The organism is Rhodanobacter sp. B2A1Ga4 (assembly GCF_018101315.1).
Classification (GTDB): Bacteria; Pseudomonadota; Gammaproteobacteria; order Xanthomonadales; family Rhodanobacteraceae; genus Rhodanobacter; species Rhodanobacter thiooxydans_A.
Genome location: NZ_JADBJR010000001.1, coordinates 756,967 through 776,414, shown reverse-complemented (window position 1 = coordinate 776,414; position 19,448 = coordinate 756,967). Strand labels below are relative to the sequence as shown.

At 63.7% G+C, this 19,448-nt stretch carries 24 protein-coding genes; 20 read left to right on the top strand and 4 right to left on the bottom strand.

The genetic code is table 11. The features are described from left to right. The first annotated feature begins 47 nt into the window (after positions 1-47). From IMW82_RS03530 to IMW82_RS03480, 11 genes are all read left to right on the top strand, one after another. Positions 48-344, top strand: coding sequence for a hypothetical protein (locus IMW82_RS03530; protein ID WP_211003867.1), 297 nt, complete (start codon positions 48-50; stop codon positions 342-344). Between the two features lie 285 nt (positions 345-629). Further along, complete coding sequence (locus tag IMW82_RS03525) at positions 630-1,364, top strand: hypothetical protein (RefSeq protein WP_211003866.1); 735 nt, start codon at positions 630-632, stop codon at positions 1,362-1,364. A 162-nt stretch (positions 1,365-1,526) separates the two neighbouring features. Next, a complete protein-coding gene (locus tag IMW82_RS03520; protein ID WP_211003865.1) occupies positions 1,527-1,760 on the top strand; it encodes an AlpA family phage regulatory protein in 234 nt (77 codons plus the stop codon). A 121-nt stretch (positions 1,761-1,881) separates the two neighbouring features. Next, positions 1,882-2,343, top strand: coding sequence for a hypothetical protein (locus tag IMW82_RS03515; RefSeq protein WP_211003864.1), 462 nt, complete (start codon positions 1,882-1,884; stop codon positions 2,341-2,343). Continuing rightward, positions 2,340-3,455, top strand: coding sequence for an AAA family ATPase (locus IMW82_RS03510; RefSeq protein ID WP_211003863.1), 1,116 nt, complete (start codon positions 2,340-2,342; stop codon positions 3,453-3,455). The genes IMW82_RS03515 and IMW82_RS03510 overlap by 4 nt, the downstream gene beginning before the upstream one ends. 46 nt (positions 3,456-3,501) lie before the next feature. Next, positions 3,502-4,050: a hypothetical protein gene (locus IMW82_RS03505; protein ID WP_211003862.1), complete on the top strand. Its 549-nt coding sequence runs from the start codon at positions 3,502-3,504 to the stop codon at positions 4,048-4,050. Next, on the top strand, positions 4,037-4,657 hold the full coding sequence (locus IMW82_RS03500) for a hypothetical protein (RefSeq protein ID WP_211003861.1): 621 nt from the start codon (positions 4,037-4,039) through the stop codon (positions 4,655-4,657). Before IMW82_RS03505 ends, IMW82_RS03500 begins: the two co-directional genes overlap by 14 nt. Before the next feature lie 459 nt (positions 4,658-5,116). Beyond that, positions 5,117-5,383 (top strand): hypothetical protein, encoded by a 267-nt coding sequence (locus IMW82_RS03495; RefSeq protein ID WP_211003860.1) that lies wholly within the window; start codon positions 5,117-5,119, stop codon positions 5,381-5,383. Then, positions 5,380-5,655, top strand: coding sequence for a DUF5334 family protein (locus IMW82_RS03490; RefSeq protein ID WP_211003859.1), 276 nt, complete (start codon positions 5,380-5,382; stop codon positions 5,653-5,655). Before IMW82_RS03495 ends, IMW82_RS03490 begins: the two co-directional genes overlap by 4 nt. Continuing rightward, positions 5,655-5,939, top strand: a complete 285-nt coding sequence (locus IMW82_RS03485; protein ID WP_211003858.1) for a hypothetical protein — start codon at positions 5,655-5,657, stop codon at positions 5,937-5,939. Before IMW82_RS03490 ends, IMW82_RS03485 begins: the two co-directional genes overlap by 1 nt. A gap of 116 nt (positions 5,940-6,055) precedes the next feature. Next, a complete protein-coding gene (locus tag IMW82_RS03480; RefSeq protein ID WP_211003857.1) occupies positions 6,056-6,418 on the top strand; it encodes a hypothetical protein in 363 nt (120 codons plus the stop codon). A 272-nt stretch (positions 6,419-6,690) separates the two neighbouring features. Here the strand turns inward: IMW82_RS03480 and smpB are convergent, their stop codons facing one another. After that, complete coding sequence (smpB, locus tag IMW82_RS03475) at positions 6,691-7,182, bottom strand: SsrA-binding protein SmpB (protein WP_211003856.1); 492 nt, start codon at positions 7,180-7,182, stop codon at positions 6,691-6,693. Between the two features lie 141 nt (positions 7,183-7,323). Here smpB and IMW82_RS03470 point away from each other — a divergent pair, with 141 nt between their 5' ends. Beyond that, on the top strand, positions 7,324-7,755 hold the full coding sequence (locus IMW82_RS03470; protein ID WP_108472899.1) for a type II toxin-antitoxin system RatA family toxin: 432 nt from the start codon (positions 7,324-7,326) through the stop codon (positions 7,753-7,755). Continuing rightward, positions 7,748-8,050, top strand: a complete 303-nt coding sequence (locus tag IMW82_RS03465; RefSeq protein ID WP_211003855.1) for an RnfH family protein — start codon at positions 7,748-7,750, stop codon at positions 8,048-8,050. The genes IMW82_RS03470 and IMW82_RS03465 overlap by 8 nt, the downstream gene beginning before the upstream one ends. Here IMW82_RS03465 and bamE read toward each other — a convergent pair. Next, positions 8,044-8,514 carry an outer membrane protein assembly factor BamE gene (bamE, locus tag IMW82_RS03460; protein WP_211003854.1) on the bottom strand — a complete coding sequence of 157 codons (471 nt, stop codon included), beginning with the start codon at positions 8,512-8,514 and terminating at the stop codon, positions 8,044-8,046. The two genes, IMW82_RS03465 and bamE, sit on opposite strands and share 7 nt — an antisense overlap. Before the next feature lie 75 nt (positions 8,515-8,589). On the opposite strand from bamE, the gene fur reads away from it, so the two are divergent. Continuing rightward, on the top strand, positions 8,590-9,012 hold the full coding sequence (gene fur, locus IMW82_RS03455) for a ferric iron uptake transcriptional regulator (protein WP_108472855.1): 423 nt from the start codon (positions 8,590-8,592) through the stop codon (positions 9,010-9,012). A 287-nt stretch (positions 9,013-9,299) separates the two neighbouring features. Here fur and IMW82_RS03450 read toward each other — a convergent pair whose 3' ends face one another. Then, positions 9,300-10,898 (bottom strand): MASE1 domain-containing protein, encoded by a 1,599-nt coding sequence (locus tag IMW82_RS03450; protein WP_108472854.1) that lies wholly within the window; start codon positions 10,896-10,898, stop codon positions 9,300-9,302. Between the two features lie 96 nt (positions 10,899-10,994). Here IMW82_RS03450 and IMW82_RS03445 point away from each other — a divergent pair, with 96 nt between their 5' ends. After that, complete coding sequence (locus IMW82_RS03445; protein WP_108472853.1) at positions 10,995-11,630, top strand: response regulator transcription factor; 636 nt, start codon at positions 10,995-10,997, stop codon at positions 11,628-11,630. Positions 11,631-11,646: 16 nt separating this feature from the next. Here the strand turns inward: IMW82_RS03445 and recN are convergent, their stop codons facing one another. Next, on the bottom strand, positions 11,647-13,320 hold the full coding sequence (gene recN, locus IMW82_RS03440; RefSeq protein ID WP_108472852.1) for a DNA repair protein RecN: 1,674 nt from the start codon (positions 13,318-13,320) through the stop codon (positions 11,647-11,649). Positions 13,321-13,443: 123 nt separating this feature from the next. On the opposite strand from recN, the gene hrcA reads away from it, so the two are divergent. The 5 genes from hrcA to dapB all read left to right on the top strand — a co-directional run bounded on the left by hrcA (position 13,444) and on the right by dapB (position 19,315). Next, positions 13,444-14,514, top strand: coding sequence for a heat-inducible transcriptional repressor HrcA (gene hrcA / locus IMW82_RS03435; protein WP_108472851.1), 1,071 nt, complete (start codon positions 13,444-13,446; stop codon positions 14,512-14,514). An 83-nt stretch (positions 14,515-14,597) separates the two neighbouring features. Beyond that, positions 14,598-15,131, top strand: a complete 534-nt coding sequence (grpE, locus tag IMW82_RS03430; protein WP_108472850.1) for a nucleotide exchange factor GrpE — start codon at positions 14,598-14,600, stop codon at positions 15,129-15,131. Between the two features lie 154 nt (positions 15,132-15,285). Continuing rightward, positions 15,286-17,205, top strand: a complete 1,920-nt coding sequence (gene dnaK, locus IMW82_RS03425; RefSeq protein ID WP_108472849.1) for a molecular chaperone DnaK — start codon at positions 15,286-15,288, stop codon at positions 17,203-17,205. 130 nt (positions 17,206-17,335) lie between these two features. Further along, entirely contained in the window at positions 17,336-18,463 is a 1,128-nt protein-coding gene (gene dnaJ, locus IMW82_RS03420) for a molecular chaperone DnaJ (protein ID WP_108472848.1), read from the top strand. Between the two features lie 51 nt (positions 18,464-18,514). Further along, positions 18,515-19,315 (top strand): 4-hydroxy-tetrahydrodipicolinate reductase, encoded by an 801-nt coding sequence (gene dapB / locus IMW82_RS03415; RefSeq protein ID WP_108472847.1) that lies wholly within the window; start codon positions 18,515-18,517, stop codon positions 19,313-19,315. Positions 19,316-19,448: the final 133 nt, after the last annotated feature.

The window sequence follows — 19,448 nt, the reverse complement described above, 5'->3', positions numbered from 1 at the left end:
CGCACAACAGGCACGCAAGGTACAACCACTCAAAACAGGGGAAGAACATGAAGCGGTTTGCAGGAATGTTGTTGGTAGCAGTAGGCGTCGCCGGCTGTGTGTCAAATCCCGGCGTGGTCAAGACGGGACCATCCACCTACATGGTGTCGAGACAGGGCAAGACGGGTTTTGCTGGCATCGCCGGACTTAGGGCAAAAGCGATGGGCGATGCCAACACGTTCTGCGCTCAGCAAGGCAAGCAAGCTCAGATGACCAATACATCTCAGTCCAGCGGCATGCCGATTCTTGGCAACTTTCCGCGCGCAGATATCGAGTTCACTTGTGTGGCTATGGGCGCCGAATGATATCGGCCTGATCTTTTCACCGCCGCGCCTAGGCTGATCCCCGAACGCCGGGCACCTTCCCCGGCTGGCGCGGCACCTACTGAAGGGCGCAGAAGGACGCGCAGAATGGCACCTATCCTCACGAGGCCGACCGGCACCGGTAGCAACAAATCAATCGAAGATCTATTACGGCGGAGGTTCGGTACTCTCGCACCACCGCCGGTTCCAACGCTTCAAAACCCGCGATCCGTCGCAGCTCAAGAACGAAGCCACGAGATCGCGGTCGCGCGCGCTGAGTACGAGGCCATGACACTGGCGCAGCTCCAAGACGAAATAGAAAAAGCACGGCAAGAAGATATTGAGGCTATGAAGGCTAAGGCCGTCGAAGAAGAACGGAGCTTGTTTTTCAATCAGCCTCATGCAGTTGCAGACCTTAGCTACTGGGGCAAGATGGCCCTCTGGACGTTGGAGGAGGCTATTGCGTTATCGCTTGGAAAAAGTCCGAACGTGGTGAATTGGAGTGCTGTCAACGGTGACGGCGATAGCCACATCCGTGTGTCACTGCGAGATTCACCATTCAGAAGGGAATATGCACGGCGCCGTCAGCTCACTAGCCGCGCGGCAGCCGCATATGAGTTGAGCGATCCAATCAAGCCGGAGGCGTTCCTTTCATGGTCATTAAACACGTTCGATTCCGTACCGGCTGAATTAATCGAGCAGGTTCGTGCGATGGGCAAGCGCATTGCCGATTTGCATGTTTTGACCGAGCGGGTAGCAGAGCTAGAGGCGCAATTGAGCGCCACTGGTGCGGTAACACGCGACAGATGGCCATGGGGCTCGCATGAAACTGAATTGCTGCGAAAGCTAGAAAGTGCTGCAACGCGCTTTTGGGTGCGCTACGACCCAACACAGCCCAGCTCGGCGAATACAAATGCCACGGTGACTGATTGGTTAAAGGGAGAAGGCGTTTCATCACGCGTTGCGGAAATCATGGCGCAAATTCTGCGCGCTGATGGGCTACCTACTGGGCCGAGGGCGTAGAGTTGTCCGCGCCCCTTGGAAACTAACAGGAGCAACGATTCCGGGCACATTCGCAGGGTTATCCGCGCCTAGTTGGCGCGGTGGACTGCGCCTATTTTGACGATGTTTTGGTGCATACCTTTCTGTCCATCGAGCCACTAACGGCCAGCGAAGGACAGCACCATGCACACCAGCTCAACACTCCCCGAAACCGGTTATCTGCGCTTGTCGCAGATTGTCGGCAAGCCCGCCACAGACAACTCGCCAGCTATTCCCGCCATCTATCCGGTCTGTAAATCGACATGGTGGGCAGGCGTCAAAGCTGGGCGCTATCCGCAGCCGGTCAAGCTGGGCACCCGCATTACTGCATGGCGGGTGGAGCAAATACGTGAACTGATAGAGCGGGGCGCGGCATGATCCCGCGCACTGTTTGGCGTCGATTGCATCGCCTCGCGGAACATCTGGACGCATGCGGGGAATGTGCCCTCGCGGTTCTCTTTGGGGTGTTGTTCCTGCTGATCGTGCTGGGGGCATTCAAATGAACATGCCCGTTACCACCATCACCGCATCACCTTCCGCCCTGCTGTTGCCGCGTCTGGAAGGCCTCATCAAAACTCGCAGGGGCTGGCGATCACGCTGTCCGGCCCACGATGGCAAGTCGGCCTCGCTGGCGATCACCGATGGCGACAACGGCACCCTGCTGCTGCATTGCTTCGCAGGTTGCCAAGTTCATGATGTGCTGGCGGCGGTGGGCTTGCAGGTCGGTGACTTATTCCCCGAACGCATCCGCGACACAACTCCCGAAGGTCGACGCGCGGCACTACAGGCGTTCAAGCAAACGGCATGGAGTGCGGCGCTTGGCGTTGTAAGTCGGGAGGCCAAAGTTATCAGCATCGCCGCGCATGACCTTGCCGCCGGCCTCGTGTTGAACGATACCGATGCTGATCGGCTGGCACTCGCTATTGATCGTATCGACACCGCGCGGGAGGTGCTGGTATGACGACCGCCGCCGAACGACTGCCCGCCAGCGTTCGCAGTCTGGACGAACGTGCCGACCGTGACCTAGACATGGTCGAGAGTGTGGCGAACTCGGCTTGGTGCATTGGTGCAAATCCTAAGAATGCACCAACGCACCAAGAGGAAAGGCCGCCGCGTAAGGTGGTGGCGGTTGACGCTGCCGGGTTGCTGTCCGCAAGTTTTCCGCCGCGCGACAAGCTGTTGAAACCTTGGCTTACTACGCAATCGCTCGCGATGATCTACGCACCGCGCGGCATCGGTAAAACGCACATGGCGCTAGGCGTGGCTTACGCGCTCGCATCGGGTGGCGAGTTCCTGGGCTGGCAGGCGACTGCGCAAACGCCTGTGCTGTATCTGGATGGCGAGATGCCGGGCGCGGATCTGAAAGCCCGTGTTGCCACGGTTATCGCCAGCAATGAACGCGAGGCAGCGGACGGATACCTGCGGTTTGTCACACCCGACCTGCAAGAGGATGGCGTGATGCCGAACCTGTATCGGCCGGAAGGTCGGGAAGCCGTCAACGCGGCGCTAGGTAATGCCCGCGTGATTATCGTGGACAACTTGAGCTGTCTTGTACGTGGCGGCAAAGAGAACGAGGGGGAGAGCTGGCAGCCGGTGCAGGAGTGGGCGTTACAAATGCGCTCGCAAGGTCTTAGCGTGGTTTTCGTTCACCACGCCGGCAAGGGAGGCCAGCAACGCGGCACGTCTAAGCGCGAAGACGTTTTGGACACCGTCATTGCGTTACGCAAGCCCGCTGATTACGAACCCGACCAAGGCGCACGGTTCGAGGTTCACTTTGAGAAAGCACGCGCACTGTATGGGCAAGATGTATCTCCTTTCGAGGCCGCGCTTACCACGCTGCCGGACGGGAACCAGACATGGGCGACGCGCGCGGTATCCGATGCCAGCGAGGAACAGATGATCGAGCTGGCCGGGCTGGGTCTGAGCATGCGTGAGATAGGCGGCGAGCTGGGTGTGAATCATTCGACCGTAGTGCGCGCACTGAATAAGGCAAAAGACGCGGGCCGCTACACCCCGAAGCCAAAGCGGAAAACAAAGCCCACGCCGAAGAAGGGGGATAGTCATGACGACTGACCCAAAAGGTGCTTGGTGCGCTGGTGCATCGCTAGGGAATGCACCAATGCACCAAAGCCCTAAAACATCGCTCAAAGTCTTGGCAGACAACGCTTTGCAGGGAAATGGCCGCGCACCAAAAGAAGCTGCGCTTGGTGTGGGTGCAAGTGCCGTTTCTGGTGCGCTTGGTGCAGGCGGTGCGCGTGGTGCAACTGGTGCACTGAAACCGTTAGACGCATGCCAGCTTGCCGCACTTGAGTTGATGCAGAGTGACACCGACGACCGCCACGCCGGACGTGTGCCGGCTGGTGACACGGCGCGAATGTGGTGCAAAGGTTGCGGCCCGGTCTGGATACATCCGGACGTTGCGGAGGTGCTGCCCGTGGTCGACGGCTGGCCCCGTGCGCTGGGCTGCCCGTGGTGTTTCGTGCGCAAGGCTGGCGGCAACCTTCCGCGCCCGTCCGTGGCTTGTGAGGGCTGCCGACACTTCACCCCGGACACGATCAATCCAGCGGCCGGCATGGGCACCTGCGGCGCTGGCAAGGGCATGCACTGGCCGATGGCGCGGCATATCTGCGGCAATCACTCGACAAGGAATCCCCATGACCAAGCCTAAGCCGGCAGCGACGGCATCGAAGCCGCATAGCCTGACCATCGCAGCGGAGCCGGATAAGACACGCGAGGCGCAGATAGCCGGGCTGGCAACGGCCGCCAACGTGCCCGCTGCGCTGGTCATTGCCGACTTTTCCAAAGCACTTTTTGGCACGTTGCCGCTAAGCGACTTGTTGGGATCGTTGAAGGAGCATGCGGGCACGATCAAGGCGGGCGACCTGTCCCGCGTCGAGGCGATGCTGTGCGGGCAGGCCGCCGCGTTGAACACGATGTTTGCCGAGCTGGCGCGACGCGGAGCAGTGAATATGGGCGAGTACATCGGCGCGGCAGAAACCTATCTGAAGCTGGCCCTGAAGGCGCAAAGCCAATGCCGCGCCACGCTGGAAACGTTGGCGGCGATCAAGCAGCCGCCGGTGGTGTTCGCCAAACAGGCCAACATTGCGCACGGGCACCAGCAAGTAAACAACGATTCCGCAGCCATCGCGCGCGCGGAGCAAATCGAAAACAAGCCAGACGAACTATTGGAATCTCAGAGTACTGTTTGCGCGATCAGTGGCAAGGCCACGAGCGCTCGAATACGACCAAGACGAACGGAAAAGAGGGCGTATTAGCTAGCGTGGGGTAATCGTCCAAGGCCTTTATCAGAACCTTCGCGGCTTGTTCAGTGGTCAGGCCAGACGGTAGACAAAAGAGCGGCTTACCGCCTCGCGGTTTCACCATCGACGAGCCGCTCATGAGCCCCGAAAGGTAGCCGTCGCAGTAGGCCGCAAGCATTCCAACGCTAACGGCGGTCGTCGCGTGGGTCGGATAGACAGATTGGCTGTAGTTGGAGTTGACCATTTCCTTACATGAGTCCACCAGCCCGTCTGCGTCGTGGGGGCTCAAGAGCCGATCCTGCCCGTGTGCCGCTAGCGGAATCATCATGAGCGCTAGCATCGCCACATTCTTTAACATAGCTGCCTCCTTGGTCCGCAGTAACTTCTGGCATAACTACGATAGTACGCGCAGCCCATTCGGGGTGGTGCCGCGCAGTGCATGAGTTATCAATTGGAAAAAGTTGAGTGAATCCTATGGGCAACGGCTGGACACCCGAACGGCGGCAACGGCAAGCGGCGGCAATCAGCCAATGGAAACCATGGGAGCGATCCACCGGCCCGCGCACGGTCGAGGGCAAGGCCGTCGCCGGCCGTAACGGATGGAAGGGCGGCATGCGACCCATGTTGCGCGAACTCGCAAAGGCGCTGCGCGGACAGGAACAACTATTGGACGACGTGAACAAATCAGCGCAAGATCATGCGGTGGCCATGAGGCATGCGGCTGCGAAGGGGGAAATATGAAACGACTCGCTTTGGCGGCTGCTGTGCTGGCTCTTTTTATTGCCGGCCCGGTTTTCGCTTGGGACGGCACAGACGAGAACGGAAACTCCGTAACCATTGAAAGTGGCAATTTAGTCCGCGTGGGTCAAAGCATCACCTACCACAACGATGCTGATGCTAACGATCACGAGGCGACCATTGATGCAATCAACACCAGTGGCGGCGAAGTAGAAATCGAACTTACCGACGATGACACTGGCTATAGCCACACACTCACCATGGAGAACACCTGATGAAAACTAAAGGAATAATCGTTGTTGCAGTATTGGCCGTAGCTATGTGCGCGCCATCCTTCGCTGGTAGCCACGCCAAGTCCTCTGGATACTCTGCGCCCAGCTCCACTCCCGTGCACGTCAGCGGCCATGTAACCAAGAATGGCACGTACGTCGCGCCCAGCTATCGCACGGCGCCGAACGCGACCAAGACCGACAACTGGTCTAGCAAGCCGAACGTGAACCCCTACACCGGCAAGGCTGGAACAAAAGATCCGTATGCGGCACCGGCCAACGGTCACTGACATTGCTGGCGCGGTAATCAGCCCCTCTTGGGAGCTAGGAAGTTTAGGGTTTCGGGTTGGGGAAGATCTTGGCCCGCTGCATCGGCGCGTTATAAACCAACAAATAGGGGAATGTTATGAAGCTCATACATGGAGCCATCTTTATCGTCGGGCTGGCCATTTGCCCCATAGCCAATTCTCAGCAAGCCCCCCAAGTTTTTGGTGCGCCGGGGCAGACCTATCAACAAGTCGGGACCACCACCTACGGTTCTGACGGCACCACCATTCAGCAAGTCGGCAATACCAGCTACTACAGCAATGGAAACACGGCGCAGCAGGTCGGAAACAGCACTTACTATTCCAATGGCGCCACGTCTCAACAGGTTGGAAACACGACTTACAATAGCGACGGCACCACTATTCAGCAGGTCGGCAACACCGCTTATGGATCAGACGGGACTACCTGCCAGACCATTGGTAATCAGGTCTATTGTAATTAGATAGTGCCCACTGCACGGCGGAAGCAGGGGCAAGGATTGAGCGGCATGCGTGCACGATGGCCCAAGTTTCCCAACGCCTCGCGCACGCGCGCGAACACTGCGGATTAAGGCATCCGGTAGCTTGTGGGGGTAACTTTGGGGGTAACTAAGAATCGTTTAATTTTGAAATCGTTGCATCGCAAGGCTTGCGACGCCTAATTAAATAGACGCCACCCCACCAACATCAAACCCCCGGCTTGCCGGGGGTTTTTCTTGTGCTTCAGGCGCCGGTTTCACGCCGAGCGGTTGTGCGAACGCATGGTGCGCTGTTTCTCGATCTGCCAGTCGCGCTGTTTTTCGGTGTCACGCTTGTCGTGTTCCTGCTTGCCGCGGGCAAGGCCGATCTCGACCTTCACCTTGTTGCCTTTCCAGTACATCGCGGTGGGCACCAGGGTGTAGCCCTTGCGCTCGACTGCACCGATCAGCTGATCGATCTCCTTGCGATGCAGCAGCAGCTTGCGGGTGCGTCGATCCTCGGCGATGACGTGAGTGGAGGCGCTGATCAGTGGCGGAATCGAGGCGCCGACCAGGAAGATCTCGTTCTTCAACACGACCGCGTAGCTGTCGCCGAAGTTGATCCGGCCCGCGCGCAGGGCCTTCAGCTCCCAACCCTGCAAGGCGACGCCGGCCTCGAAGCGCTGGTCGATGTGGTACTCGAAGCGTGCGCGCTTGTTGAGCGCGATGGTGCCGCCGCCCTTGTTGTCCTTGTCCTTGCTCTTGGCCATGTCCGTTAAACTTCGGGCCTCTGGGCGGCCGCATTGCCCGTTGCCCCATCGGAGCGACGCTTTTGTTGAGAGTGCGTCCTGGGAAGGACGCTCAGTTGATCTTCGCATTCATGGATGAATGCACAAGCCCAAGAGGTTGCCGTGATCGAAATTCGTCGCAGTGCACTGGTGAAGTATTCGCCGGCGCAGATGTTCGACCTGGTCAATGAGGTTGAAGCATACCCAAAGCGCTTCTCCTGGTGTGCCGGTGCCGAGATCCTCGAGCGCAACGGCGATGTGCTGGTGGCACGGCTGGATCTCAAGTTTGCCGGGTTCCACCAGAGCTTCACCACGCGCAATACGGTCGACCCGCCGCGACGCCTGCGGATGGATCTGGTCGATGGCCCGTTCCGCAGCCTCGAAGGCGTGTGGGATTTCATCGCGCTGGGCGATGCCGGCTGCAAGGTCGCGTTCGCACTGGATTTCGACTACGCCGGCCGGCTCGGTGGCGGTGCACTGAAGCTGGGTTTCCAGGGACTGGCCGGGCGCATGGTGGACGATTTTTGCCGCGAGGCCGAGCGGGTCTATGGTTGAACGCACGATCCACGTCGAGGTGGTTTACGCCGGGTCGGGGCAACCGGTCCGGCGCCGGGTCGCGCTGGCCGATGGCAGCACGGTGATGCAGGCGATCGCAGCCTCGGGCATTGTTGTCATGCTTCCGGGCGATGCGATCGACCCGGCCCGCCTTGGCATCTTCGCGCAGAAGGTGGCACCGGACCGGCTCGTGCAGGAAGGCGACCGGATCGAGATCTACCGGCCGCTGACGCTCGATCCGATGGAGGCCCGCCGCCGGCGTGCCCGCGGAGGGGCGAGCCGACGGGGTCAATGACCGTCGTTGCTGCCCTGGTTGCCGCCCTGGCCGAAGCCGCCGTCGTTCTTCCTGTCGTCCGGCGACGTGCTCTTGTCGCCCTGGGTCTCGTTGACCGGGTAGCCGGCGTTGTATTTCTTGCTGTCCTTGATCAACTGCTGGGCGTCCTGCGCGAAGAAGTCGCCCTCGGTGCGCACCAGCGTGTCGTTGTTGAAGGTCAGGGTGAACGTGCGCACTTTCATCGCGCCGCCACGGTGCGACAGGGTCGATACGTAATCCCAGCGGCTCTGGTCGAACGGCGTGCTCACCGAGGGCGTACCCATCAGTACCAGCACCTGGCGCTTGGTCATGCCGGGCTTGAGCTGATCCACGGTTTTCTTGTCGAGCAGGCTGCCTTGCTGCACGTCGGGTTTGTAGACGATGTGGCAGCCGGCGACGGAGAGCGCCAGCATGGCGAAAACCAGCAGGGTGATCAGCTTTTGCATGCGTGTTGCGTCCGGATCGTGAAGGTGTCGGATGATACACTACCGGCTTGGAAACGCCGTGTGCGGGGGTGAGTGATGGAACAGGAAACCAAAGAGCTGCGCAGGGTTGGCCTCAAGGTGACCCACCCGCGGATGCGCATCCTGCAAATCTTCGACGAGGAGGGTACCCAGCATCTCACCGCCGAAGATGTCTACAAGAAATTGCTTGCGCACCAGGAGGACATCGGCCTGGCCACGGTGTACCGCGTGCTGACCCAGTTCGAGGCGGCAGGCATCATCGTCAAGCACAATTTCGAAGGCGGCCAGGCTGTCTACGAACTCGATCGCGGCAAGCATCACGACCACATGATCGATGTGGACAGCGGGAAAGTGATCGAGTTCGTCAGCGAGGAGATCGAACGGCTGCAGCACGAGATAGCCGCCAAGCACGGTTACGTGATCGAAGACCATAGTCTGGTGCTGTACGTGCGGCCGAAGCAGCGCGCGCACAAAGGCTGAGAAATCGACCAAGCCGGAGCGGAAGGCGGGCAGGCAGCCGGGCATAAAAAAGCCGCGGGGAGGACTCCTGTCCACCCGCGGCTGCTCCCCTACCTGTCGGTTGGCGACGCGAATGGCTCGCTGTCGCCTTTTGACTCTCGCCAGGTAGCGGCGAAACGGCATCCTGCCGTTGTTTCAGAGCCCCCGTCCCCACGGTGACTCTGATCCACCATCTTGCGATGGTGGCTCCCCCACATCGATGGAACGATCCTAACGAGGCCTTCACGTTTCGGGTATCGGAAAAATTCCTAGTTTTGCCGGCTGTTTTCGGCAGAATTGCTGTTGCTTCGCAGCAAAATTCGCAGGTGAACGCCGGCCGGTGCGGGACGCAGGCGAAACTGTCCACCCAGCGAGGTGACCCGATCGCGCATGCCCTGCAGGCCGCGACCGCCCCGGGGCAAGCGGCTGGGCAGGCCGGCACCGTCATCGCGCAGGTCGAGCAGAGCCACCGCGATGCCCTGGCGCTCGCCGATGCGCAGGCGCAGCCGGAATTCGCTGGCCTTGGCATGCTTGACGGCATTGGTCGCGCTTTCCTGCACCAGCCGGTAGATCGCGGTGCGGGTATCGTCGTCCAGCAGGCGCGGATCGCCGTGCAGTTCGGTGTGATAAGTCATCCCGGCGGCGTTCAGCAGGTCGCGGATCGGACCTTCATCGAGGGCGCGCAGCAACCCGAATTCGTCCAGTACGGCTGGGCGCAGGTCATCCAGCAGGCGGTGCAAGGCGCGCCGCATATGCGCCAGAATGGCATTGATCGAGGTGCTGATGTCCTCCATGCCGGCCTGGTACAGGCGCGTCTGGGCCAGTTTCACGTGGGTCTGGATCGCGGTGATGTTCTGGCCCAGTTCGTCGTGCAGCTCGGCGGCCAGATGCCGGCGCTGGTTCTCGTCCGCCTGCAGGTTGCCGCGGGCCGCGTCGCGCAGTTGACGGGCCAACTGGTCCAGCCGGCGGTTGACTGCACCCAGGTAGACGTTCTGTTCGGCGACCCGCTCGCTGCTTCGCCGCAATGCATCGGTGGCCGAGCCCAGCATCAGCGCGCCGGTCCCGGCCACGGCCAGGAACAGGTAGGTCGCGGCGTTCGAAGGGGCATGCCCCAGGTGCTGGTCAACCAGGGTCATGCCAAGGCTGGTGATGAGCATGGCCAGGCTGGCGCCGCGCCAGCCGTGACGAAACGCGAAGAACAGCACCGGCGCCAGCGACAGCACGCGGGCGAATTGCGGCTGGGGGGCGGCCTGTTCGGACAGTACCAGCAGGATCGTCATGGAAGGCAGCATCACCAGCAGCCCGTCCATGAACAGGCTGGCCAGCGCGCGTTGCTCGATCCGGGTACGCAGCAGCATGATCATCAACGGCACGATCAGCAGGATGCCCAGGTAGTGGCTGAGCAGTTCCTCGCCGAGTACGCGGATGATCAGTTCCGGCGAGCCCGGCGTGTGGACCAGCGCCAGCAAGGCCGCATCGACGGCGGTGGTCGCGGTCACCACCAGCACCACCGACAGCAGCAGGCGGGTCACCTCCTGCGGACTGTGCAGGCTGGGGTGCAGGTTGAAGCGCCGCAGCAGCCACAGGCCGGCGGCCATCACCAGCGGCTCCGGCAGTTCGTCGATGGCAAAGCCGACCCAGCCCAGCGGCAGGCCATGGGCCAGGCTGATGCCGGCGGTGGCGGCCAGTTCGGCCCCCAGCAGCCAGCCCCAGTAGCGGACCGGGGTGAGCAGCAGGGCACCGAAACGCAGGCCATAGGGCAGCATCCAGTACGGTTGTACCGTCAGCCACAGCAGCAGCCACAGCATCAGGTAGCCGGCGGCGAGCAGGGGGCCGGAATCGGGCAGGCGTAAGGGTTTCAGGCGCATGCGTGGATGTTACATGTGCACTGCGTCGCGGTGGCCGGCCTGGCCGCCGGCAAGCCGGATGTACATAACAGTGAAATCACTGTGTAAAGTAGCGGGATGTACAGCATCGTTCTGGTCGATGACCATGCCATCGTTCGCGAGGGTTTCAAGCGGCTGATCGAGATGGAGTCCGATCTCGATGTGGTGGCCGAATGCCGCAGCGCCGACGATGCGGTCGAGGCGGTAGGCCACTGGCGCCCTGACTTGGTGGCGCTGGACCTGTCCCTGCCCGATGGCAGTGGCTTGCCGCTGATCGAACACCTGCTCAGCGTCCATGCGCAAACCCGCGTCGTGGTGTTGAGCATGCATGATGGCGAACCGTACGTGTCCGAGGCACTGCGCCGCGGCGCCAGCGGTTACGTCAGCAAGGGTGTGGCGCCGGAGGAACTGGTGGCCGGCCTGCGTGCGGTGATGCAGGGCGAGTGTTTTCTCAGCTCGGACCTGCGCCAGCGCCGGGCCGAGCAGCCGGATGCGGCGCTGGATCCGATCAACCGGCTGACCGCACGTGAACGCGATGTGTTCCTGCTGCTGGCCGGTGGTCGCGCGCCGAAACAGGTGGCGGCGGAACTGGGGATCGGCCAGAAGACGGTCTATATCCATCGCGCGAGCCTGATGGGCAAGCTGGGTGCCGGCTCGGAACTGGACCTGTACCGGATGGCGAGCGAACGCGGGATGCTGTCGCCGGCCGGGTGACCGGATCGCCCGCGCATCAGGCAGTCTGCGCCCGCTCCAGCATCTGCTTCGCGTGGGCCCGCGTCTCGCGGGTGATCTCGACGCCGCCGAGCATGCGCGCCAGTTCATCGCGGCGACCGGCGGCATCTAGCCTTTCGATCTGCGTATGCGTGGCCTCGCCGTCGCTGTGCTTGCTGACCTTGAGGTGCGCGTGGCCCTGGGCGGCCACTTGCGGCAGGTGGGTGACGCACAGCACCTGGCGCTGGGTGCCCAGCGCACGCAGTTTCTGCCCGACCACTTCGGCGACCGCGCCGCCGATGCCGGTGTCGACCTCGTCGAAGATCATGCTGCCGATGGTGTCCTTGCCCAGGGTGGCCACCTCGATCGCCAGGCTGATGCGCGCCAGCTCGCCACCGGAGGCAACCTTGCGCAGCGGCCGCGGTGGCTGACCGGGATTGGCGCTGACCAGCAACTCGCAGCGCTCCCCGCCTTGCGGGTCCGGCTCGTCGCCACCGACCGGCTCCAGTTCGACGCGCAACAAGCCGCCAGCCATGCCCAGTTCCGTCATCAGCACACTGACCTCGTCGCCGAGCCGGATGGCGGCCGTCGCGCGTGCCTCGCTGAGCCTGCCCGCCGCGTTGGTGTAATCATCCTGGAGGCGCTGGCGCTGTGCCGCCAGTTGCTCCAGTGCGTCGCCGGCCCCTTCGAGCTCGGCCAGTTCGGCCTGCTGGGTGGCAAGCCGGTCGTGCAGTTCGGCCACCGGCAGCCGATGCCGGCGCGACAGCTCGTGCAGGCGGGCCAGGTGATTGTCGACCTCGGTGAAGCGCTCCGGGTCAAGGTCGACGTCCTGCGCGTAGCGCGCCAGGCCGTCGGCGGCTTCGCCGAGCTGGATGCCGGCATTGTCGAGCAGTTCCAGCAGCGGGTTCAGCTTGTCGTCGAGGGCGGCCAGCTTGCCAAGCTCGGCGTGCGCCCGGCCGAGTGCGCGGCGCAACGCGAATTCGCCGTCGCCGTCGAGCAGCTCGACCACGCCGGCGCTACCTTCGGCCAGCCGACCGGCGTTGGCGAGGCGCTTGTGGTTCGCTTCCAGTTCGGCCAGTTCGGCGGCGGGCAGCACCCATTTTTCCAGCTCGCCGATTTCATGGCGCAGCAGTTCGATGCGCTGGTCGCGGTCGTCGCCACCGCTGAGCTTGCGCATGCGCGCGCCCAGCTCGCGCCATTGCACGGCGCTGTCGCGCACCTGCGCCAGCAGCTCGTCGTGACCGGCGTAGGCATCGAGCAGGGTCAGCTGGTGCGAGCGCGACAACAGCGCCTGATGCTCGTGCTGGCCGTGGATCTCGACCAGCAGCGCGGCCAGTTCACCGAGCTGGCGGGCGTTCGCGGGGCGGCCGTTGATCCAGGCCCTGGAGCTGCCCTCGGCGCGGATCACCCGACGCAGCTGGCAGCCGCCGTCCTCGTCCAGCTCTTCGCGCTGCAGCCAGTCGCGCGCGGCGGGCAGCTCGGCCAGGTCGAACTCGGCCGCCAGTTCGGCGCGATCGCTGCCGGCGCGTACCATGCCGCTGTCGGCACGGGCGCCGGCCAGCAGCATCAGCGCATCGACCAGCAGCGATTTACCGGCGCCGGTTTCGCCGCTGACCACGGTCAGGCCCGGGCCGAAGACAACCTCGGCGGCTTCGACGACGGCAAAGTGGCGGACGTAGAGCGAAGTGAGCATGGGCAGGCTGCTGATGGAGTGACGGGATTGTAGCGGCAGCCCGGTAGCGCAAGACATCATTCCACTTGCAAGCTGCGCGCGCAGACCTTATTTCTGTCGAGTCTCAAGGACCGCTACAGACGCATGATCAACCCGCATGGCCACGACCTCGACGCACGCGCACGCCGCCTGCTGCGCACGCTGATCGCCCAGTACCTGGTCGACGGTGAGCCAGTCGGCTCGCGCACGCTGTCGCGTTCGTCCGGCCTGGACGTGAGCCCGGCGACGATCCGCAACATCATGGCCGACCTCGAGGATGCCGGCCTGGTCGCTTCGCCGCACACCTCGGCGGGGCGGGTGCCCACGCCGCGTGGCCTGCGCCTGTTCGTCGACAGCCTGATCGAACTGCAGCCGCTGCCGCACGCGGACATGGCCCGCCTGCAGCGCGAGCTGCCGCCGGGCCCGACCACCACGCGTGACCTGCTCGGCAATGTCTCCACCCTGCTGTCGGCGATGACCCATTTCGCCGGCGTGGTCACGGTGCCGCGCCAGGCCGATTTCCCGCTGCGGCACATCGACTTCGTGGCGTTGCCGGGTGCGCGGGTGCTGGTGATCCTGGTGTTCAGCGACAACCAGGTGCAGAACCGCATCGTGCAACTGGCCCGGCCGCTCGACGGCCGCGAGCTGGAGCAGGCGGCGAACTATCTGAATAGCCACTTCGCCGGTCTGCGCGTGGACGATATCCGCGCGCACCTGCTGGCCGAAGTGCGCAAGGCCGGCAGCGAGTTGAACCAGTTGCTGGCCAGCACGGTGGAACTGGCCACCGCCTCGTTCGCGCCGCCGGCAAGTGGCCCGAGCGGTCCGGATGTGCTGGTCAGTGGCCAGACCAACCTGATGGGCTATTCCGAACTGGCCGACATGCAACGCCTGCGCGAGCTGTTCGAGGCATTCCAGCAGAAGAACGAGTTGCTGCAGCTGATGGAAGTCTGCGCCCGGGCGCCGGGCGTACGGCTGTTCATCGGCGAGGAGTCGGGCTTCACTGCCCTCGACGGCTGCAGCGTGGTGACCGCCAGCTACGGCGCGCAGGGACGCGTGCTGGGCGCGGTCGGCGTGATCGGCCCGACCCGGATGGCCTACGAGCGGGTGATCCCGGTGGTGCAGGCCACCGCCGGATTGCTCAGCGACGCCTTGAATCGCGCCGCCACGACCCTATAACCGCAGCGGGAGCGGGTTTCTCGCGAATTTTTCCAGGGCGGCCGGCATGCATGCTGGCCATGACAACTGTTTTTGGAGTGAGCATGCAGAACAACGATCCGCAGTCGCCTGGCGATACGCCAGTCCAGGGCCAGCCGGGTGAATCGTCGACCACGGAGCTGGAAACCCTGCAGGCGCGCGTGGCCGGGCTGGAGGCAAGCAACGCCGAGTTGCGCGAGACCGTGCTGCGCGAAAAGGCCGAACTCGAAAACCAGCGTCGTCGGCTGCATCGCGACCTGGAACAGGCCCGCCGTTTCGCCAACGAAAAACTGCTGAGCGAACTGCTGCCGGTCTACGACGGCCTGGAAAGCGGCCTGGCCGTGGAGGGCGGCGACGTCGCCTCGATGCGCGAAGGCCTCGGCCTGACCCTGAAGGCGCTGCTGAAAGTGGCCGAGAACCACGGCATGGCGCAGGTCGATCCGCTGGGCCAGCCGCTCGATCCGGAACGTCACCACGCGGTGAGCATGGTCGAGGCGCCAGGCCAGGCGCCAGGCACCGTGGTCAGCGTGCTACAGAAGGGCTATGTACTGAACGATCGCCTGCTGCGCCCCGCGCTGGTCGCGGTGGCAAAGGATTGAGTGGCACCGATGCCGGCGCCCGCCTGAACGGCGCGACGGCGAACAGCACGAAATCGCATCCGGGGCCTTGCCGGCATTGAATCGCCAAGGCAGACCCCCATCTGGAAACCATCGCGGCCGCGGGGGCCGCAAGCAAAATTCGGAGAGCAATCACATGGGCAAGATCATCGGCATCGACCTGGGCACGACCAACTCCTGCGTGTCCGTGATGGACGGCAGCACGACCAAGGTCATCGAGAACTCGGAAGGCGATCGCACCACGCCCTCCATCGTCGCCTTCACCAAGGACGGCGAGGTGCTGGTGGGTGCCTCGGCCAAGCGCCAGAGCGTGACCAACCCGAAGAACACCTTCTACGCGGTGAAGCGCCTGATCGGCCGCAAGTTCACCGACAAGGAAGTGCAGAAAGACCTGCACATCGTGCCCTACGGCATCATTGCGCATGACAACGGCGACGCCTGGGTGCAGACCTCCGACGGCAAGAAGATGGCGCCGCAGGAAATCGCCGCGAAAGTGCTGATGAAGATGAAGAAGACTGCCGAGGATTATCTCGGCGAGACGATCACCGAGGCGGTGATCACCGTGCCGGCGTACTTCAACGACAGCCAGCGCCAGGCGACCAAGGACGCCGGCAAGATCGCCGGCCTCGACGTGAAGCGCATCATCAACGAACCGACCGCGGCCGCGCTGGCCTATGGCCTGGACAAGAAGGGCGGCGATCGCAAGATCGCGGTGTACGACCTTGGCGGCGGCACCTTCGACGTGTCGATCATCGAGATCGCCGAGGTCGACGGCGAGAAGCAGTTCGAAGTGCTGGCCACCAACGGCGACACCTTCCTCGGCGGCGAAGACTTCGACATGCGCGTCATCGACTACCTGGTCGAGGAATTCCAGAAGGAGCAGGGCATCGACCTGCGCAAGGACCCGCTCGCGCTGCAGCGCCTGAAGGACGCCGCCGAGCGCGCCAAGATCGAGCTGTCCTCCAACCACCAGACCGACGTGAACCTGCCGTACGTGACGGCCGACGCGTCCGGCCCGAAGCATCTGAACATCAAGCTGACCCGGGCCAAGCTCGAGGCGCTGGTGGAAGACCTGGTCAAGCGCACCATCGAGCCGTGCCGCACCGCGCTGAACGACGCCGGCCTGCGCGTGGCCGACATCGACGACGTGATCCTGGTCGGCGGCCAGACCCGCATGCCGAAGGTGCAGGAAGCGGTGAAGGACTTCTTCGGCAAGGAACCGCGCAAGGACGTCAACCCGGACGAGGCCGTCGCCGTGGGCGCGGCGATCCAGGGCGGCGTGCTGGGGGGTTCGGTCAAGGACGTGCTGCTGCTCGACGTCACCCCGCTGTCGCTGGGCATCGAGACGATGGGTGGCGTGATGACCAAGCTGATCGAGAAGAACACCACGGTGCCGACCAAGGCGTCGCAGACCTTCTCCACCGCCGACGACAACCAGACCGCAGTGACCGTGCACGTGCTGCAGGGTGAGCGCGAGCGAGCCAGCGCGAACAAGTCGCTGGGCAAGTTCGACCTGCAGGGCATCGACCCTGCGCCGCGTGGCATGCCGCAGATTGAGGTCACCTTCGACATCGACGCGAACGGCATCCTGCACGTGTCGGCCAAGGACAAGAAGACTGGCAAGGAACAGAAGATCGAGATCAAGGCCGGTTCGGGCCTGTCCGAGGAAGAGATCGCGCGGATGGTCGCCGACGCCGAGGCGAACAAGGAAGAGGACAAGAAGTTCCACGAACTGGTCGCCACCCGCAACAAGGCGGACCAGCTGGTGCACGCCACCCGCAGCGCGCTGAAGGAGCACGGCGGCAAGGTGCCGGCCGACCAGCTCAGCAGCATCGAGGGCGCGTTGTCCGACCTGGAGAAGGTCAAGGACGGTGACGACAAGGCCGCGATCGAGGCCAAGGTCGAGAAGCTGGAGCAGGTGGCGCAGGCGCTGCACGCCGCTGCGCAGGGTGGTGGCGCGGCCGATGCCGGTGCACAATCCGCACCGGGCGGCTCGGCCCAGCCCGACGACGTGGTCGACGCCGAGTTCACCGAAGTGAAGGACGACAAGAAGTAATCGGCAAGCATTGTCGGCACGGCCGATGAACCAGCCCGTGCCGGGAAACCCCGGCACGGGCTGTCTGTTGATTGGGCATGTGGAACCTACGACTTTGCCGGCCGGTGATGACAGCAGTGTGGATGGATGAATGAGCAAGCGTGACTACTACGAGGTGCTGGGCGTCGAGCGCAGCGTCAGCGAAGCCGAACTGAAGAAGGCCTTCCGCCGACTGGCGATGAAATACCATCCGGACCGCTGCCCGGACGATCCTTCCGCGCAGGACAAGTTCAAGGAGGCCAAGGAGGCCTATGAAATCCTGTCCGACACTTCGAAGCGCGCGATGTATGACCAGCACGGCCACGCTGCCTTCGAAAACGGCATGGGCGGTCGCGGTGGCGCCGGGTTCGGCGACATGGGCGACATCTTCGGCGACATCTTCGGTGACATCTTCGGCCGCAACGGCGGCGGGCGTGGCCGCCCGCGCCGCGGCGCCGACCTGCGCTACATCATCGAGCTGAACCTGGAAGAGGCTGTGTTCGGCATCAGCCGGCAGATCGAAGTGCCGACCCAGGTCAACTGCCAGCATTGCAACGGCAGCGGCTCGGAGGACGGCAAGGTCAGCAAGTGCAAGACCTGCAACGGCCATGGCCAGGTGCGCATGCAGAACGGCATCTTCTCGATCCAGCAGGCCTGCCCGCACTGTGGCGGCAGCGGCCAGGCGATCGAGAAGCCGTGCAGGAAATGCCATGGCGAAGGCCGCCTGGAAGAAACCCGCACGCTGTCAGTGCAGATCCCCGAGGGCGTCGACAATGGCGATCGCATTCGCCTGAGCGGGCAGGGCGAAGCCGGCCCGGCCGGTGCGCCGGCCGGCGACCTGTATGTGGAGGTGCGCGTGCGCGAACACGACATTTTCCAGCGCGACGGCAACGACCTGTATTGCGAACTGCCGATCCGTTTCTCACAGGCGGCGCTGGGCGCCGAATTGCCGGTGCCCACGCTGGAAGGCGAAGTGCCGGTCAGCATCCCACCGGAAACCCAGACCGGTACCCAGTTCCGCCTGCGCGGACGTGGTGTCAAGTCGGTGCGCAGCAGCCGTCACGGCGACCTGATCTGCCGCGTGGTGGTGGAGACGCCGGTGCGATTGACCAAGCAGCAGCGCGAGTTGCTGGAATCACTGGAAGCCACTTTCGACGGCAGTGACGCGGGCAAGCACACACCACGCGCCAAGGGCTGGGTCGACGGCGTGAAGAAATTCTGGTCCAAGGTCACCGCGTAAATCCCGTCACACGGTTAGCATGTACGGCCCGATCCTTGGAGTGCGCTGCTGATGACCCGCCCCCTTCGTGTTGCCCTTAGCGGCGCTTCCGGCCGCATGGGGCGTGCGCTGCTCGACCTGCTCGGTGAGGACGCCCGTTTCGAACTGGTGCACGCGGTGGTGTCGCCCGGTTCGATCCATGACAGCCAGCCCGTGCCGGGTTTCGCGGCGGCTGCCTTGCGATATGCGCATGACTGGACGCAGGCGCCGCCGATCGACGTCATCATTGACTTCAGCAGTCCGGCCGCGCTGGCGCTGGCGCTCGATCACTGCCTGGCACACGGCACGGCACTGGTCAGCGGCACCACCGGCGTCGACGCTGCGCTCGAAGCACGTCTGGCCGATGCATCCCGGCGCATCGCGATCCTGCGCGCCGCCAACTTCAGTCTCGGCGTGGCGGTGTTGACGCGCCTGCTGCGCGAGGCGGCAGCGGCGCTGCCGGACTGGGATCTGGAAATCGTCGAGGCGCATCACGGCCGCAAGCAGGACGCGCCGTCCGGCACCGCACTGGCGCTCGGCCAGGCGGCAGCGGTGGCACGTCACACTACGCTGGACGCGGCAGCGGTCTACAGCCGGGAAGGTCGCACCGGCGAACGGATCGAAGGCAGCATCGGCTTTGCCGTGGTGCGCGGCGGCGACATCGTGGGCGAGCACACCGCCATGCTGATCGGGCAGGGCGAGCGACTGGAGCTGGCGCATCGCGCCACCGACCGCCTGATCTTCGCGCGCGGCGCCCTGCACGCGGCGCATCGGCTGGCGGACCGGCCAGCTGGCCAGTGGCAGCTGGACGACGTGATCGCCACGTTGCCTTGAGCCATCCCTGTCAGGTCGCGCGCCGGCAGCGGCGCGTGGCGTGCAGCCGGTCGACCGACAAGTCCGGGTGCGACGAGACGGATCGGCAGAGGCACGAAGCCGGCGCGGCCGGCTTCACCAGCGGTCCGTCGCT

Excerpts from the sequence above, each read along its gene's own strand:
- IMW82_RS03530 (WP_211003867.1), top strand. The coding sequence starts at position 48 with ATGAAGCGGTTTGCAGGAATGTTGTTGGTAGCAGTAGGCGTCGCCGGC.
- IMW82_RS03525 (WP_211003866.1), top strand. The coding sequence starts at position 630 with ATGACACTGGCGCAGCTCCAAGACGAAATAGAAAAAGCACGGCAAGAA.
- IMW82_RS03520 (WP_211003865.1), top strand. The coding sequence starts at position 1,527 with ATGCACACCAGCTCAACACTCCCCGAAACCGGTTATCTGCGCTTGTCG.
- IMW82_RS03515 (WP_211003864.1), top strand. The coding sequence starts at position 1,882 with ATGAACATGCCCGTTACCACCATCACCGCATCACCTTCCGCCCTGCTG.
- IMW82_RS03510 (WP_211003863.1), top strand. The coding sequence starts at position 2,340 with ATGACGACCGCCGCCGAACGACTGCCCGCCAGCGTTCGCAGTCTGGAC.
- IMW82_RS03505 (WP_211003862.1), top strand. The coding sequence starts at position 3,502 with ATGCACCAAAGCCCTAAAACATCGCTCAAAGTCTTGGCAGACAACGCT.
- IMW82_RS03500 (WP_211003861.1), top strand. The coding sequence starts at position 4,037 with ATGACCAAGCCTAAGCCGGCAGCGACGGCATCGAAGCCGCATAGCCTG.
- IMW82_RS03495 (WP_211003860.1), top strand. The coding sequence starts at position 5,117 with ATGGGCAACGGCTGGACACCCGAACGGCGGCAACGGCAAGCGGCGGCA.
- IMW82_RS03490 (WP_211003859.1), top strand. The coding sequence starts at position 5,380 with ATGAAACGACTCGCTTTGGCGGCTGCTGTGCTGGCTCTTTTTATTGCC.
- IMW82_RS03485 (WP_211003858.1), top strand. The coding sequence starts at position 5,655 with ATGAAAACTAAAGGAATAATCGTTGTTGCAGTATTGGCCGTAGCTATG.
- IMW82_RS03480 (WP_211003857.1), top strand. The coding sequence starts at position 6,056 with ATGAAGCTCATACATGGAGCCATCTTTATCGTCGGGCTGGCCATTTGC.
- smpB (WP_211003856.1), bottom strand. The coding sequence starts at position 7,182 with ATGGCCAAGAGCAAGGACAAGGACAACAAGGGCGGCGGCACCATCGCG.
- IMW82_RS03465 (WP_211003855.1), top strand. The coding sequence starts at position 7,748 with ATGGTTGAACGCACGATCCACGTCGAGGTGGTTTACGCCGGGTCGGGG.
- bamE (WP_211003854.1), bottom strand. The coding sequence starts at position 8,514 with ATGCAAAAGCTGATCACCCTGCTGGTTTTCGCCATGCTGGCGCTCTCC.
- fur (WP_108472855.1), top strand. The coding sequence starts at position 8,590 with ATGGAACAGGAAACCAAAGAGCTGCGCAGGGTTGGCCTCAAGGTGACC.
- IMW82_RS03450 (WP_108472854.1), bottom strand. The coding sequence starts at position 10,898 with ATGCGCCTGAAACCCTTACGCCTGCCCGATTCCGGCCCCCTGCTCGCC.
- IMW82_RS03445 (WP_108472853.1), top strand. The coding sequence starts at position 10,995 with ATGTACAGCATCGTTCTGGTCGATGACCATGCCATCGTTCGCGAGGGT.
- recN (WP_108472852.1), bottom strand. The coding sequence starts at position 13,320 with ATGCTCACTTCGCTCTACGTCCGCCACTTTGCCGTCGTCGAAGCCGCC.
- hrcA (WP_108472851.1), top strand. The coding sequence starts at position 13,444 with ATGATCAACCCGCATGGCCACGACCTCGACGCACGCGCACGCCGCCTG.
- grpE (WP_108472850.1), top strand. The coding sequence starts at position 14,598 with ATGCAGAACAACGATCCGCAGTCGCCTGGCGATACGCCAGTCCAGGGC.
- dnaK (WP_108472849.1), top strand. The coding sequence starts at position 15,286 with ATGGGCAAGATCATCGGCATCGACCTGGGCACGACCAACTCCTGCGTG.
- dnaJ (WP_108472848.1), top strand. The coding sequence starts at position 17,336 with ATGAGCAAGCGTGACTACTACGAGGTGCTGGGCGTCGAGCGCAGCGTC.
- dapB (WP_108472847.1), top strand. The coding sequence starts at position 18,515 with ATGACCCGCCCCCTTCGTGTTGCCCTTAGCGGCGCTTCCGGCCGCATG.